This window comes from Paenibacillus sp. MT86, assembly GCF_058792535.1.
The window spans coordinates 1,075,814-1,090,674 of sequence record NZ_CM179499.1; the positions used below are offsets into that span (position 1 = coordinate 1,075,814).

Consider the following 14,861-nt stretch of genomic DNA (forward strand, 5'->3'; position numbering starts at 1 on the left):
GTTTAATAATAAGTAGTAGGTCTTTTAACAACAGAAAGAGGTGGCCTGTATGCTTTTTACTAAAATTCTTCTAGCTTACGACGGCTCCAAAGCAGCGAATAAAGCGCTCGGACGTGCAGTGGAACTTGCCAAGGTAACGCCGGGAGCGACGCTGGATGTCATTCATGCTTACGATTTTCCTCGCTTCTTCGTTGGGGAAGGGCTTGCCCCGATTCCAGCTTCACTCAATAAAGATGTTTACGATCTGGCCGTGCAGACGACGGAGGAAATCCGCGAGCGGATCGAGAATTCGGGCGTTAACGGTCAAGTGGAGATGATCCAGGGTCCTCCGGCCGAGGTCATCCTGGAGTATGCGGATCAGAACGGCAGTGACCTGATTGTCATCGGCAGCCGCGGTCTTGGCGGCATCCGCGAGTTCGTGCTGGGCAGTGTCAGCCATAACGTGGTGCAGCATGCAACGATTCCGGTACTTGTCGTAAAATAATGTGGAAGGGACGCGAAGGCGTCCCTTTTTGATAGGAACGTATACACTTCAGTCGACTCACCCTCCTGATCTCGCAAGAAAAAAATCGTCAAATGCGGTCTATCTTCTTATGAGATACGTCGATCGATTTTTTTCTTATAGCGCAGTTCATGTTGGGTGTTCGTGATTATTTGGTCAAAGGAGGTCCTATGGAAATTATACTTCTTATCATCTTGGTCGTTCTGGTCGGACTTATGGCTTCAAGCCGAATGACGGCCATAGAGAAGCGAATGAAACGGCAGCAGGCCGCGTTGAACCAAATCGCAAGCCATTTAGGAATACCCGAGCCGCCGGTGCCTGCGGAAGTCAAACGGCTGCTGCAGGAAGGGCAGGATATTAAAGCGATTAAAACCGTAAGGGAAGAATTGGGATTGTCTCTGGTTGAAGCCAAACAATATGTAGATGCCATCAAGCATGGGGAGCGGTAGAACAGGCATGACGTGAATGTACGATGCTCGATTATAAGTGAGGGGTGGCATTCTCGATGGTAAGCTCCCAACGCCCGTCGCGATACTCGATTCGGTGCAGCCCGGTGTTCGCCGCCGGGAAGAACGGATTCTTATTGGTCCAAGCCGTATCTTTAATTAGATGATAAATGATGTTGATCACTCCCCCGTGTGTGACAACCAGTACGTTCTCATGATGATCCGCCGATTCCTGATCCTGGCATAGTTTGGTGAAGGTATCCTTGATCCGCTGGAAATTTTCTAGCGGGCTCTCACCTCCAGGGTATTTCTCGTCCATCCGTAAGCTGGAAAAATACAGCCCGGGGAATTTCTCTTCCGCTAATGCGTGGGGCATTCCAGCGAGCAGACCGTTGTTGGTCTCCCGCCATTCCTCGGAGCCGATCAGCGGCAGGCTAAGTTTATCAGCAATGATTGCGGCTGTCTGACAAGCCCTTTGCAGATCGCTGCAAATGATCCGCCGGATATTAAATTCATGCTTGTGTTTATTCAAGTACTGCCCCAGCTTCTCCGCTTGTCTGATCCCTTCATCGGTGAGCCCGCGCTGGCTCCATCCTCCGCGATATCCTTCTTCGTCCTGACCATGCCTTACGAAATAGATAGCCATGGGTTCCTCCTTAGAAATAGATTCTGCTTAGTGACATCCAAATATAAATGTCTGATTAGATATTTTGTCGTATTTCATAGTCACGTCGGATGATAAGATTTCGACACTCGCCCCCATCTTCCTTGCAAGTAATGAATGAAAGAGCAGAATACGGTCTTATTTTATTCTGCGATAACACTTTTCCCTTACCCTCAATGCAGCAGCAAAAAAGGTTCTCGCTCCAGCGGAGCGGACGAATCGTGGATGGAGAAGCGCAGCGTTCGCCTTTAAACACGGGAAACATCCTTATATTGTTCAATCCAGTTTCCCGTGTTTAACAGCGATCGGAATCACGATGCGTCAGCGCAGCGCTGCCAATTGCTCAACATGTACTGCTTACAGCTATTCATGTCCGACATTTGCCACGCCTTTTAAAGCCCGCAGTCTCCAGGAAGTTTTTGCTGCTGCATGCTCACTTGCCAGATACGAACATTATTTTTTCTGTAAATCCGATTGTTCGTGTTTAGGTTGACATTAGGTGTCAGAAATTGATAAACTGAGGATGTTGAGGTTCAAAATAACTTATGAAGCATGATTGATGAAATTGAATATGTCTCGTATAAAGCCGGGGATATGGCCCGGAAGTCTCTACCCGAAAACCGTAAATTTTCGGACTACGAGGGAATACAAACGGTGCGGCAACGACGGGGCTTGGCTTCATGTTTGCTTCTTAGGCGGCGGATGCGCAAGACTCTTCTGCTTGACGCAGGCGGCAGCGTTCGTAATCCTTGTATGTCCGAGACCTGCACAGAACTTTGTGTTTACGGGATCGGACTTTTTTTTCAGCAGTCATATGAATGTCGAATTTCGCAGAAAGCGGGGGTAACTCATGACAGCACAAGTAGGAGTCATTATGGGAAGCCAATCAGATTGGGATACGATGTCCCATGCATGCCAGGTGCTAGACGAGCTTGAAATTCCTTATGAGAAAAAAGTCGTATCCGCTCACCGGACGCCGGACCTGATGTTCCGTTATGCCGAGGAAGCGGAGGGCCGGGGGCTTCGCGTCATTATCGCCGGAGCCGGCGGAGCTGCCCACCTGCCCGGGATGGTCGCTTCGAAAACGGTGCTGCCGGTCATCGGCGTTCCGGTTAAATCGAAAGCGTTGAAGGGTCTGGATTCATTGCTGTCGATCGTACAGATGCCAGGGGGCATTCCGGTGGCAACCGTAGCGATCGGCAAAGCCGGAGCCACGAACGCCGGGTTGCTCGCAGCCCAAATTCTTGGCACCTCGGATGCAGGGATTCGCGAAAGAGTGCAAGCGCGCCGGGACCGGATCCGGGACGAAGTGCTGGAAAGCAGCGATAACCTATGATGGAGAACGGAGCACAGCAGATGCGAGCATCCGGCAGAAAGCTTTTGCCGGGTTCCGTCATTGGCGTACTCGGCGGCGGGCAGCTCGGACGAATGATCGCGCTGGACGGAATCCGGATGGGATATTCGTTCGTCACCCTTGATCCGACGCCGAACTCTCCGCTCGGCCAGATGGCCGAGCAGGTTACGGCCCGTTACGACGACGTCGAGGCTGCCCGGCAGCTCGCGGCGAAGGCCGATGTCATTACCTACGAATTCGAAAATGTCGATGCGGGCGTGGCCCAGCTTCTGGAGGAGCAGTCTTATGTTCCTCAGGGAAGCAAGCTGCTGTACACTACGCAGCACCGCTTGCGCGAGAAGGCCGCGATCGAAGCGGCCGGCGTGCCGGTTGCACCGTATCGTGAAATAACAAGCTTGGAAGATTTGTTGTCCGCCGCCTCCGAACTTGGACTTCCATGCGTGCTAAAGACCGCCACGGGAGGTTATGATGGTAAAGGGCAAGCGGTTCTCCGCAGCGAAGATGAACTCGAATCGGCTTACAAGGAGCTGGCTACCAGCGGGACTGAGCTGGTATTGGAGAAGTTCGTCAAATTCGCATGCGAGATCTCCGTCATTGCGGCGCGTACGCCCAGCGGCATCGTGAAGAGCTTCCCGCCGGCAGAGAACGTGCACGTCAACAATATTTTGCACTTGTCGATTGTGCCTGCGCGCGTGCCGAGCGAAGTAAAGCGCAAAGCATGTCAGCTCGCGGAACGCGTGGCTGAAGGTTTGGGAGCTGTTGGCCTGCTGGCCGTCGAGATGTTTGTGACCGAGGAGGGGGAGTTGTTCGTGAATGAGCTTGCGCCTCGTCCGCATAACTCGGGGCACTACACGATGGAGGCATGCTCAACCTCTCAATTCGAGCAGCATGTGAGAGCGATTTGCGATCTGCCGCTCGGGGATACGACGCTGCTGAGCCCGGTCGTCATGGTGAACCTCCTGGGGCAGCATCTGGAGGAAGCGGTACGGCGTTTTGGAGAGCACGACGCGCTTGCAGAGTCTCTCGGCGTTGTGCCCAAGCTTCATCTTTACGGCAAAAGCGAGGCGAAGGCTAACCGCAAGATGGGACATATCAACCTCTTGTGCGGGGACGTCGATGACGCGCTCGAATGGGTAGAGAAAACTAATATTTGGAGGCAGGATTAAACGATGATTGAACGTTACAGCAGACCGGAAATGCGGGCGATTTGGACCGAGGAGAACAAGTTCAGAGCATGGCTGGAAGTGGAATTGTGCGCATGCGAGGCATGGGCCGACCTTGGCGTCATTCCGAAGGAGGACACCGTTAAGCTTCGCCAGAATGCGACCTTCAATATAGATCGGATTTATGAAATCGAGCAGGAAACCCGCCATGATGTCATCGCTTTTACCCGTGCGGTGTCGGAAAGCCTTGGCGAGGAGCGCAAATGGGTCCACTACGGCTTGACTTCGACGGATGTGGTGGATACCGCGATGGGATATCTGCTCAAGCAAGCCAACGATATTCTGGAGCAGGACATCCTGCGCTTTATCGGTATTTTGAAAGAGAAAGCACTGGCTTACAAGCATACCCCGATGATGGGCAGAACGCATGGCGTGCATGCAGAGCCGACGACCTTCGGCTTGAAAATGGCGCTGTGGCATGAAGAAATGATCCGCAATCTGGAGCGTTTCCGCCATGCGGCTGATGGCGTGCAGTACGGCAAAATTTCGGGTGCTGTCGGCACGTATGCCAATATCGATCCTTCGGTCGAAGAATTCGTTTGCCGCAAGCTCGGCACGAAGGCGGCGCCGATCTCGACCCAGACGCTGCAGCGTGACCGTCACGCGGAATACATGGCGACGCTTGCCCTTATCGCTACTTCGCTCGAGAAATTCGCTACCGAAGTACGCGCGCTCCAGAAGAGTGAGGTTCGCGAAGTAGAAGAGGCATTCGCCAAAGGACAAAAGGGTTCCTCCGCAATGCCGCATAAACGGAATCCGATCGGTTCGGAGAACATCTCGGGCCTTGCCCGCGTCATTCGCGGCCACATGGTTTCCGCTTACGAGAACGTGTCGCTCTGGCATGAGCGGGATATTTCCCACTCCTCGGTAGAACGTATCATCCTGCCGGACGCTACGATGCTGCTGAACTACATGCTGAACCGCTTCGGCAATATCGTGAAGAACCTGACGGTCTTCCCGGAGAACATGAAGCGCAACATGGCCCGCACATATGGCGTTCCTTTCTCCGGCCGGATCCTGACGAAGCTGATCGACAAGGGCTTCAGCCGCGAGCAAGCGTACGACACCGTTCAGCCACGCGCCATGCAGGCGTGGGAAGAGCAGCGTCAATTCCGCGAGATCGTGGAATCCACGCCTGAGATCACCGAGGTGCTCAGCGCCGAAGAGATCGAAGATGCCTTCAATCCAAGCTGGCATCTGAAGCATGTGGATACGATTTTTGCCAAGCTGGGACTGGAGTAATTAAGATACCAAATTAATCCGCATTCATAAAAGATCTAGAGAAATTCAATTTCTACAACGGAGAAGGCGGAATTGTTTTGGAGAAGCGATAGCGGTCTCCTGAAAGCTTTCCATCGGAAAGCTAGCATCGAAAGCATATGCTGCTCCCGGATTTCAACCATTAAATCTTATGTAATAGAAATCTGGGGGCAACAGAGATCGGAAAAATAATCCGCATTCGTAGTGATGACAGGCAGACAATCTCTAGTCTAAGGGGAGGAACACATGACATTACCGGCATTATCGACCGCCACTCATCTGGTCAACGTACCGCTGCTGTACAAGGGCAAGGTTCGTGAATTGTACGACCTGGGCGAGCACGTACTCATCGTAGTAACCGACCGTATTTCCGCTTTTGACTATGTGCTGGAGCCGCCCGTGCCGGCTAAAGGAACCGTGCTGAACAAGCTGAGCGCCTTCTGGTTCGAACAAACGGAGCAGCTAATCCGCAATCATGTCGTGCATACCGACGTGAACCTGCTGGGCGATGCCGTCAAGGACAAGGACCTGCTGGACGGACGCATCATGGTGTGCCGGAGGGCCGAGCGCATCGATATCGAATGCGTCGTGCGCGGGTACATCACCGGCGGAGGCTGGAGGCAGTATCAGTCGTCGGGTGAGGTCAACGGCATTCAGCTGCCGGAGGGCCTGCGCAAGAACGAGGCCTTTCCGGAGCCGATCTTCACGCCGGCGGCCAAGAACGATGTCGGTCATGACGAGGACATCCCGCTTTCCCGCATGAAGGAGCTTGTCGGCGAGGAACTGGCATTGCAGCTGCAGGACAAAAGCCTGATGCTGTACAAGTTTGCCCGCGATTACTGCCGCAAGCAAGGCATTATTTTGGCCGATTGCAAGTTTGAGTTCGGATTGATCGACGGAGAGATCGTTCTGATCGACGAGATTTTCACGCCGGATTCCTCCCGTTTCTGGGATGAGAAGAATTATGCGCTCGACATTGAGATCGACAGTATGGATAAGGAGCCGGTACGCACGTATCTTGCTTCGTCCGATTGGGATAAGAACAGTGAGCCGGATCCGCTGCCGCAAGCCGTGGTGGAGGAGACAACGCGCCGCTACAGCGATATTTACAGCCGAATCACGGGTGTTAGCCTGTAAGCTTTGATATACCATTTCATTCATATATACCGAGGAGGAACAGGATACAATGTTGAAAGCAAAGGTCTACGTCACGATTAAGCAGAGCGTATTGGACCCTCAAGGGGTAGCGGTGCAGGGGGCGCTTCATTCGATTGGGTACAAGGAAGTGGAGAGTCTGCGGATCGGTAAATATATGGAACTTGAGCTGGGTACGGACAACCGTGAGGAAGCCGAGCTGCGAGTGAAAGAAATGTGCGAGAAGCTTCTGGCCAATACGGTGGTAGAGAACTACCGTTATGAATTGGAGGGCTAAACCAATGAGATTTGCAGTGCTGGTCTTTCCTGGCTCCAACTGTGACATTGACTGCTATAAGGCGGTAGAAGAGACGATCGGTCAGCCGGTGGATTATGTATGGCATACGGCAACGGACCTTTCCCCATACGATTGTATTTTGGTGCCGGGCGGATTTTCCTATGGAGATTATCTGCGGTGTGGTGCGATTTCCCGGTTCGCCCCGGTCATGAACGAAGTGGCGAAAGCGGCGGAAGAGGGCAAGTATATTCTGGGCATTTGCAACGGATTTCAGATCTTGACGGAAGCCGGACTCCTTCCGGGAGCCCTGCGGCGCAACGATTCGATGAAATTCCGCTGCCATGACACGGTGCTTAAAGTGAACAATAATACAACGCCGTTTACCCGCGATTACGCGGAGGGACAAGAGATTGTCATTCCGATCGCGCATGGCGAAGGCAACTATTACTGTGATGAAGAAACGCTTCAAAAGCTCCGGGACAACCGGCAAATCGTATTTACGTATCAAGACAATCCGAACGGCTCGATCGAGGATATTGCGGGCATCTGCAACGAGCGCGGCAACGTGATCGGCATGATGCCGCATCCGGAGCGCGCGGTGAGCAGCCTGCTCGGCTCGGATGACGGTAAAGCAATGTTTACATCCATATTACAGGCATGGAGGGATACTCATGGCGCAGCAAACGTCCGTTAAGGAACCGACGGCAGAACAGATCGCAGAGCATCAGATTTACAAGCAGATGGGAGTTTCGGACAGCGAGTATGAGCTGATCTGTTCCTTCATGGGACGCAAGCCGAATTACACGGAAATCGGCGTATTCAGCGTCATGTGGTCCGAGCATTGCGCCTACAAAAACTCCAAGCCCTTGCTTCGCCGCTTCCCGACAAGCGGCCCGCGGGTCCTGATGGGCCCGGGCGAAGGCGCAGGGATCGTCGATATCGGCGACAACCAAGCGGTCGTATTCAAAATCGAAAGCCATAACCACCCTTCCGCTGTAGAGCCTTACCAAGGCGCAGCTACGGGCGTAGGCGGCATAATCCGCGATATTTTCTCCATGGGGGCAAGACCGGTAGCGATACTGAACTCGCTTCGTTTCGGCAAGCTGGAGAGCGATCGCGTTAAATATTTGTTCGAACACGTGGTATCCGGCATAGCCGGCTACGGAAACTGCATCGGAATCCCGACGGTAGGCGGCGAGGTGGTATTCGACGAGAGCTACGAAGGCAATCCGCTGGTCAATGCGATGTGCGTAGGCGTTATCGACCATGACAAGATTCAGCGCGGCGTTGCAAAAGGGGTAGGCAATCCGGTCTTTTATGTCGGGCCTCCGACAGGCCGAGACGGCATTCATGGAGCAACCTTCGCTTCCGTTGAGCTGACGGAGGAATCCGAAGCGAACCGTACGGCCGTTCAGGTCGGCGATCCGTTCATGGAGAAACTCGTGATGGAATCCTGCCTCGAGCTGATTGATTCCGGCATCGTGCTGGGCATTCAGGATATGGGCGCAGCCGGACTGACTTGCTCCAGTGCCGAGATGGCAAGCAAAGCAGGCAATGGCCTGGAGCTGTACCTGGATCAGGTGCCTCAGCGCGAAGAGGGCATGACCCCTTATGAAATGATGCTGTCGGAATCCCAGGAGCGCATGCTGTTCGTCGTTGAGCCGAAGCATGAAGCGCAAGCGCGCGAAATCTTCGAGCGCTGGGGCGTTATCTGCGCCAAAGTCGGCAAGGTAACGGACGATGGCCGCCTGAAGCTGATCCACCACGGCGAGGTGGTTGGCGACATGCCGGTTAAAGCACTGGTCGACGAGTGCCCGATCTATAACAAACCATCTCAAGAACCGGCTTATTATCAAGAGCAGGCTGCGGTGGATACGCTCCGTTATGAAGAAGTGAAGGACTTGGGCGGCGCCCTCAAGAAGGTGCTCGCTTCGCCAAGCCTTGCGAGCAAAGCATGGGTCTACAACCAATACGATTACATGGTTCGCACCAGCACGGCCGTTCGTCCGGGCTCGGATGCAGCCGTCGTAACGGTACATGGAACGCGCAAAGCCCTGGCGATGACAACGGACTGCAACGGTCGTTACGTCTACCTCGACCCTGAGCTCGGCGGCAGAATCGCGGTCAGCGAAGCGGCGCGCAATATCGTGTGCTCCGGTGCCGAACCGCTGGCAATTACGGATAACCTGAACTTCGGAAGCCCGGAGAAGCCGGAAATTTTCTGGCAGATGGAAAAAGCCGTGGACGGCATGGCGGAAGCTTGCCGTGAGCTTGAAACGCCGGTCATCGGCGGAAACGTCAGCCTCTACAACGAGAATGCCAAAGGCGCGATTTATCCGACGCCGGTTGTCGGCATGGTCGGCCTGATCCATGATACGGATCATATTACGACGCAAGCCTTCAAGGCGGAGGGCGATGCCATCTACGTTCTGGGCGATACCCGTGCCGAACTGGGGGGCAGCGAGTTCCAAGCGATCCTGCACGGGGTGTCGGAAGGCAGACCGCCGGAGCTGAACCTGGATACCGAGAAGAAATTGCTCGGCGGCGTACTGAAAGCCATCCAATCGGGTCTGGTCCAATCCGCGCATGACGTGTCGGAGGGCGGACTTGCAGCAGCGCTTGCGGAAAGCTGCATCAGCGGCGGCATCGGCGCGAGCGTGAAATGGGCAACCGATCTGCGCAACGACGTGGCGCTGTTCAGCGAGAGCCAATCCCGGATCGTGCTGTCCGCGTCTCCTGATCATAAGAATGCGCTGGAGAAGCTCCTGCAAGAAGCGGGCGTTCCATTTACCGCGCTTGGCGTAGTCGGCGGAAACAAGCTTAGCATTAACATTAACGGTGCTTCTGCGCTGGAAGAATCCGTGGAGGCTTTGAAATCCGTCTGGGAGGATGCCATTCCATGTCTCATGAACTGATACCCGAAGGACTGTGGACAGGGGATTACTACAATGAGGGAACAGGTCAGAGCGATATTTTCGATACTTTAAAAGAAGAGTGCGGCGTATTCGGGGTGTTTGGGCATCCCGATGCCGCCTCCCTTTCCTATTACGGGCTTCACGCCCTCCAGCACCGCGGCGAGGAGAGCGCGGGAATCTGCGTGGCCGACGGCGAGAATTTCAATTATCACCGCGGTATGGGGCTGGTAAAAGAAGTGTTTGATAAAGACAAGCTGGAATCGCTGCAGGGCAGCATGTCGATCGGGCATGTCCGGTATTCGACCAGCGGGGACAGCAGGCTGACGAATGCGCAGCCGCTCGTCTTTAAATACCGTGAGGGCAATCTGGCGATTGCCACGAACGGCAACATCGTGAACGAGCCGAAGCTTCGGCGCGAGCTGGAGATGGAAGGCTCCATTTTCCAGACGACCAGCGATACGGAGGTCATTGCGCATCTGATCGCGCGTTCGCCGAAGGATTTTGTCGAGGCTGCCAAGGATGCCTTGCAGCGCCTGGTGGGCGGCTTTGCGTTTCTGCTCATGACCAATGACAAGCTGCTCGTCGCCTCGGACCCGAACGGACTCCGTCCGCTCACGATGGGTCGTCTGGGCGATGCGTACATCTTCACCTCCGAGACCTGTGCGCTTGAAGTTATCGGAGCTGAGGCGATTCGCGACGTCGCTCCCGGGGAGCTGCTGATCCTCGATCGGAACGGGCTTCGGGAAGAGCGTTACACGGAAGCGGGACGCAAAGCGTTGTGCGCGATGGAATATATTTATTTTTCCCGTCCGGACAGCGATCTGAACGGCTCCAACCTGCATTCGGCCCGCAAACGGATGGGCAGCAAAATGGCCCTGGAATCGTTCGTGGATGCGGATGTGGTCACGGGCGTACCGGATTCCAGCATCTCGGCCGCCATCGGTTATGCCGAACAGACGGGCATTCCTTACGAGCTGGGATTGATCAAGAACAAATACACGGGCCGGACGTTCATTCAGCCGAGCCAGGAGCTGCGCGAGCAAGGCGTGAAGATGAAGCTGAGCGCGGTACGGCGCGTGGTCGAAGGCAAACGGGTGGTCATGATCGATGATTCCATCGTACGGGGAACCACGTCCCGCCGGATCGTCAATCTGCTTCGCGAAGCAGGCGCGACTGAAGTGCATGTGCGAATTACGTCGCCGCCGTTCAAGAACCCATGCTTCTACGGCATCGATACGCCGGACCGCCGGGAACTGATCGCCTCCGAGAAAAGCGTCGAGGAAATCTGCCGTGAGATCAACGCGGATTCCCTGTCGTTCCTGAGTCCGGAGGGACTGATATCCGCCATTGGCGGTTATGATGAGCACAGCCCTAAAGGCGGCTTGTGCATGGCATGCTTTGATAATGAGTACCCGACGCAGATTGATTTCAACGGGGAAGAGAAGATGGGCTGCAGCTGCTGATTCTGCGCAGCGGACAGCCATTTTTTCTCGGATACACCCTTTAAGTGAATATTCAAAAAGGTCGGTTTTCAGCACCGGGAAGGTTGGTTAGAACAACCTCTTTAAGCTGATTATTGATTAAGCCCATAAATGATGTGTGAACTGATACTTTCGTCATAACGAAAAAGGAGTGTTGAGCGCGTGTCTGATACTTACAAACAAGCAGGCGTGGATATCGCTGCAGGCAACGAAGCGGTAGAGCGGATGAAAAAGCATGTCAAAACGACTTTCAGGCCGGAAGTCATGACGGACCTCGGTGGTTTTGGCGCACTGTTCAAGCTGAATAAAGACCAATATGAAGAGCCGGTACTCGTCTCAGGCACGGATGGCGTCGGCACAAAGCTGAAGCTTGCATTCGCGATGGACCAACATGATACCATCGGCATCGATGCGGTAGCGATGTGCGTGAACGATATCGTGGTGCAGGGCGCAGAACCGCTCTTTTTTCTCGACTATTTAGCGTGCGACAAGGTCATTCCGTCCAAAATCGAATCCATCGTCAAAGGGATCGCCGACGGATGCAACCAGGCGGGCTGTTCCCTGATCGGCGGGGAAACGGCGGAGATGCCGGGCATGTACAGCGAAGGCGAGTATGACATCGCGGGCTTTACCGTGGGCATTGTCGACAAAAGCAAAATGATCAACGGGTCGAATATCGCGGCAGGCGACACGGTGATTGGTTTGGCATCCAGCGGCGTGCACAGCAACGGCTTCTCGCTCGTCCGCAAGCTGCTTCTGGAGGATGCCGGCTACTCGCTGCAGCAGGAGCTCCCGGAACTGGGCGGACGTCTTGGCGACGTACTGCTCGCACCGACCAAGATTTACGTGAAGCCGCTGCTCGGACTGCTGAAAGAGATCGAAGTAAAGGGTATGGCGCATATCACGGGCGGCGGATTCATTGAAAATATTCCGCGCATGCTGCCGGATGGCGTCAACGTCGACATCGAATACGGCGCTTGGCCGATTCTGCCGATTTTTAAGCTGATGCAGGAAAAAGGCGACATTTCGAACAAGGACATGTTTACGACATTTAATATGGGAATCGGCATGGTGCTTGTCGTCAAGGAGCAGGATGCTGACGGGGCGCTTCAATTCCTCCGCTCCGCAGGCGAAGAGGCTTATGTCATCGGCCGCGTGACCGAAGGCGAGCGCATCGTAACCTTCACGGGAGCTGAGGTGTAATGAGAGCGTTTCGGATGGCGGTGTTCGCTTCCGGAAGAGGCAGCAACTTTCAGGCTTTGGTCGATGCGCAGCAAAGCGGAGCCCTGGGCGGCGAGATCAGCATTCTGGTATGCGACAAGCCTCAGGCTCCCGTAGTGGAGCTGGCTAAAGCAGCGAATGTGGATGTATTCGCCTTTCAGCCGAAGGAATATGCCTCAAAGGAAGATTACGAACGGGAAATTGCGGCAGAGCTTCAGCAGCGCGGTGTCGAATTAATTGTCCTTGCAGGATATATGCGGCTATTGAGTCCTTCCTTTGTCGAGTTCTATAACGGACGGATTATCAATATTCATCCTTCGCTCCTGCCTGCTTTTCCAGGTAAAGACGCGATCGGCCAAGCGCTTGCGTATGGCGTGAAGATGACCGGCGTCACGGTGCATTTCGTGGATGGCGGCATGGATACCGGGCCGGTTATCGCTCAGAAAGCCGTTGAAATCAAGGACGGCGATACGGCGGAAACGCTGGCAGAACGCATTCACGGCGTGGAGCAGAAGTTATACTCTGAAGTCGTTTCCTGGTTTGCCCAGGGGCGGATTTCGCTGAACGGGCGGAATGTGACGATTGCCTAATAGGCTTTTGTAATAAAAGCGGACAAGGTCTTACAGTGAATCGACATGTTCGATATTTCTCGGGAAATAATTTGCAATTATGGATCTTCGACAGCATCTACGGTATCAAGACAGGCCTAACTTAGTAGATTTTCATTCAAAATAGGGGGTATGAACGTGGGTATCAAAAGAGCTTTGGTCAGCGTGTCGGACAAAACCGGCGTCGTGGAATTTTGCCGCGAGTTGTCTTCATTGGGTGTAGAGATCATTTCGACAGGAGGGACGAAGAATCTCCTCGCAAAAGAAGGCGTTCCTGTCATCGGCATTTCCGATGTGACCGGATTCCCGGAAATTCTGGACGGACGCGTCAAAACCCTTCATCCAGCGGTGCACAGCGGCTTGCTTGCCATTCGCGACAGCGAGGAGCATCAGCGTCAAATGCAGGAGCTGGGCCTCGATTACATCGATCTGGTCGTGGTGAACCTGTACCCGTTCCAGGAAACGATCGCGAAGCCGGATGTCGAGTATGAAGATGCGATCGAAAATATCGACATCGGCGGGCCGACGATGCTGCGTTCGGCTGCGAAAAACCATGCTTTTGTGAGCGTGGTTGTCGATGCGGCGGATTACGGCAGCGTGATCGAGGAAATCCGCGGCGGCGGCGATACGACGCTGGAAACCCGTAAACGCCTTGCAGCCAAGGTATTCCGTCATACGGCTGCCTACGATACGCTCATTTCCGACTATTTGTCGAATGTGACAGGGGATCCGCTTCCTGAGCGCTTTAGCGTCACCTACGAGAAGATCCAGGACCTTCGCTATGGCGAGAATCCGCATCAAAAGGCGGCATTTTACCGGAAGCCGCTGGCTCCTGCGGGCACGTTGACGACCGCCGAGCAGCTGCACGGCAAAGAGCTCTCCTACAACAATATCAATGACGCAAACGCGGCCCTCCAGATCGTGAAGGAATTCGACGAGCCGACCGTGGTGGCCGTGAAGCATATGAATCCTTGCGGCGTCGGCATCGGGACGAATGTATTGGAAGCTTATCAAAAAGCTTACAATGCGGATCCGACGTCCATCTTCGGCGGCATCGTGGCCGCAAACCGGACGATTGACGCTCCGACGGCCGATCTGCTGAAGGATATTTTCCTTGAAATTATCCTGGCACCGGACTTCACGCCGGAGGCACTGGAGATTCTGACGAAAAAGAAAAACATCCGCCTGCTGAAGATGGGCGAGTTCGGCTCGGCCAAGGAGCGCCAAAGCACGCTTGCCGTAACAACCATCGAAGGCGGCATGATCGTGCAGGAAAGCGATGTGCATTCCCTCGATGCGGCTGACCTGAAGGTCGTGACGGACCGCGAGCCGACCGAAGCCGAGCTGAAGCAGCTTCTTTTCGGCTGGAAGGTGGTCAAGCACGTCAAGTCGAACGCAATCGTATTGGCGGCTGACGACATGACCGTCGGCGTAGGCGCAGGTCAAATGAACCGTGTCGGTTCCGCGCGCATTGCGGTGGAGCAGGCGGGAGAGAAAGCCAAAGGCGCGGTTCTCGCTTCCGATGCCTTCTTCCCGATGGGCGATACGGTGGAGCTTGCGGCGAAAGCCGGCATTACCGCCATCATTCAGCCGGGCGGCTCCATTAAGGATGAGGAATCCATTAAGGCTGCCAACGAATACGGGATCGCCATGGTCTTTACCGGCGTGAGACATTTCAAGCACTAATTCATGAGCATATAAAGGGAGCTTTGCTACAGCCGTCAGGCTGCTGCTGAAGGATCACCTTTGATTCAG

The 14,861-nt window shown here is 54.4% G+C and carries 14 protein-coding genes and 1 riboswitch; of the genes, 13 read left to right on the plus strand and 1 reads right to left on the minus strand.

Going from position 1 to position 14,861, the window contains the following annotated elements:
- Positions 1-49: 49 nt before the first annotated feature.
- The gene (locus AC3RCL_RS04610; protein ID WP_012819089.1) at positions 50-484 is read left to right on the plus strand and encodes a universal stress protein; all 435 of its coding nucleotides are present in this window, start codon (positions 50-52) and stop codon (positions 482-484) included.
- Between the two features lie 188 nt (positions 485-672).
- Positions 673-951: a hypothetical protein gene (locus tag AC3RCL_RS04615; RefSeq protein ID WP_096774963.1), complete on the plus strand. Its 279-nt coding sequence runs from the start codon at positions 673-675 to the stop codon at positions 949-951.
- Positions 952-982: 31 nt separating this feature from the next.
- On the opposite strand, the gene AC3RCL_RS04620 is transcribed toward AC3RCL_RS04615, so the two are convergent.
- Positions 983-1,594, minus strand: a complete 612-nt coding sequence (locus AC3RCL_RS04620; protein ID WP_492534653.1) for a histidine phosphatase family protein — start codon at positions 1,592-1,594, stop codon at positions 983-985.
- A 574-nt stretch (positions 1,595-2,168) separates the two neighbouring features.
- Positions 2,169-2,270, plus strand: a riboswitch (purine riboswitch).
- Positions 2,271-2,462: 192 nt separating this feature from the next.
- Here AC3RCL_RS04620 and purE point away from each other — a divergent pair.
- The 11 genes from purE (at position 2,463) to purH (ending at position 14,792) form a co-directional block, all read left to right on the plus strand.
- Entirely contained in the window at positions 2,463-2,948 is a 486-nt protein-coding gene (purE, locus tag AC3RCL_RS04625) for a 5-(carboxyamino)imidazole ribonucleotide mutase (protein WP_009592351.1), read from the plus strand.
- Positions 2,945-4,132: a 5-(carboxyamino)imidazole ribonucleotide synthase gene (gene purK / locus AC3RCL_RS04630; protein ID WP_492534654.1), complete on the plus strand. Its 1,188-nt coding sequence runs from the start codon at positions 2,945-2,947 to the stop codon at positions 4,130-4,132. The genes purE and purK overlap by 4 nt, the downstream gene beginning before the upstream one ends.
- A gap of 3 nt (positions 4,133-4,135) precedes the next feature.
- Positions 4,136-5,431 (plus strand): adenylosuccinate lyase, encoded by a 1,296-nt coding sequence (purB, locus tag AC3RCL_RS04635; protein WP_009592336.1) that lies wholly within the window; start codon positions 4,136-4,138, stop codon positions 5,429-5,431.
- Positions 5,432-5,695: 264 nt separating this feature from the next.
- A complete protein-coding gene (locus tag AC3RCL_RS04640; protein ID WP_036661950.1) occupies positions 5,696-6,586 on the plus strand; it encodes a phosphoribosylaminoimidazolesuccinocarboxamide synthase in 891 nt (296 codons plus the stop codon).
- A 49-nt stretch (positions 6,587-6,635) separates the two neighbouring features.
- Positions 6,636-6,881, plus strand: coding sequence for a phosphoribosylformylglycinamidine synthase subunit PurS (gene purS, locus AC3RCL_RS04645; RefSeq protein WP_012819094.1), 246 nt, complete (start codon positions 6,636-6,638; stop codon positions 6,879-6,881).
- A 4-nt stretch (positions 6,882-6,885) separates the two neighbouring features.
- Entirely contained in the window at positions 6,886-7,575 is a 690-nt protein-coding gene (gene purQ / locus AC3RCL_RS04650; protein ID WP_012819095.1) for a phosphoribosylformylglycinamidine synthase subunit PurQ, read from the plus strand.
- On the plus strand, positions 7,553-9,796 hold the full coding sequence (gene purL / locus AC3RCL_RS04655) for a phosphoribosylformylglycinamidine synthase subunit PurL (protein WP_096774967.1): 2,244 nt from the start codon (positions 7,553-7,555) through the stop codon (positions 9,794-9,796). Before purQ ends, purL begins: the two co-directional genes overlap by 23 nt.
- Positions 9,781-11,259 carry an amidophosphoribosyltransferase gene (gene purF / locus AC3RCL_RS04660; protein WP_009592356.1) on the plus strand — a complete coding sequence of 493 codons (1,479 nt, stop codon included), beginning with the start codon at positions 9,781-9,783 and terminating at the stop codon, positions 11,257-11,259. Before purL ends, purF begins: the two co-directional genes overlap by 16 nt.
- Positions 11,260-11,439: 180 nt before the next feature.
- Positions 11,440-12,480, plus strand: a complete 1,041-nt coding sequence (purM, locus tag AC3RCL_RS04665; protein WP_096774968.1) for a phosphoribosylformylglycinamidine cyclo-ligase — start codon at positions 11,440-11,442, stop codon at positions 12,478-12,480.
- Entirely contained in the window at positions 12,480-13,088 is a 609-nt protein-coding gene (gene purN / locus AC3RCL_RS04670) for a phosphoribosylglycinamide formyltransferase (RefSeq protein WP_492534655.1), read from the plus strand. Before purM ends, purN begins: the two co-directional genes overlap by 1 nt.
- A 156-nt stretch (positions 13,089-13,244) precedes the next feature.
- The gene (gene purH / locus AC3RCL_RS04675) at positions 13,245-14,792 is read left to right on the plus strand and encodes a bifunctional phosphoribosylaminoimidazolecarboxamide formyltransferase/IMP cyclohydrolase (protein WP_036661938.1); all 1,548 of its coding nucleotides are present in this window, start codon (positions 13,245-13,247) and stop codon (positions 14,790-14,792) included.
- Positions 14,793-14,861: the final 69 nt, after the last annotated feature.

Coding starts and splice junctions, on each gene's coding strand:
- purN (WP_492534655.1), top strand. CDS start 12,480: ATGAGAGCGTTTCGGATGGCGGTGTTCGCTTCCGGAAGAGGCAGCAAC.
- purL (WP_096774967.1), top strand. CDS start 7,553: ATGGCGCAGCAAACGTCCGTTAAGGAACCGACGGCAGAACAGATCGCA.
- AC3RCL_RS04610 (WP_012819089.1), top strand. CDS start 50: ATGCTTTTTACTAAAATTCTTCTAGCTTACGACGGCTCCAAAGCAGCG.
- purS (WP_012819094.1), top strand. CDS start 6,636: ATGTTGAAAGCAAAGGTCTACGTCACGATTAAGCAGAGCGTATTGGAC.
- purK (WP_492534654.1), top strand. CDS start 2,945: ATGATGGAGAACGGAGCACAGCAGATGCGAGCATCCGGCAGAAAGCTT.
- purF (WP_009592356.1), top strand. CDS start 9,781: ATGTCTCATGAACTGATACCCGAAGGACTGTGGACAGGGGATTACTAC.
- purE (WP_009592351.1), top strand. CDS start 2,463: ATGACAGCACAAGTAGGAGTCATTATGGGAAGCCAATCAGATTGGGAT.
- AC3RCL_RS04615 (WP_096774963.1), top strand. CDS start 673: ATGGAAATTATACTTCTTATCATCTTGGTCGTTCTGGTCGGACTTATG.
- purB (WP_009592336.1), top strand. CDS start 4,136: ATGATTGAACGTTACAGCAGACCGGAAATGCGGGCGATTTGGACCGAG.
- AC3RCL_RS04620 (WP_492534653.1), bottom strand. CDS start 1,594: ATGGCTATCTATTTCGTAAGGCATGGTCAGGACGAAGAAGGATATCGC.
- AC3RCL_RS04640 (WP_036661950.1), top strand. CDS start 5,696: ATGACATTACCGGCATTATCGACCGCCACTCATCTGGTCAACGTACCG.
- purQ (WP_012819095.1), top strand. CDS start 6,886: ATGAGATTTGCAGTGCTGGTCTTTCCTGGCTCCAACTGTGACATTGAC.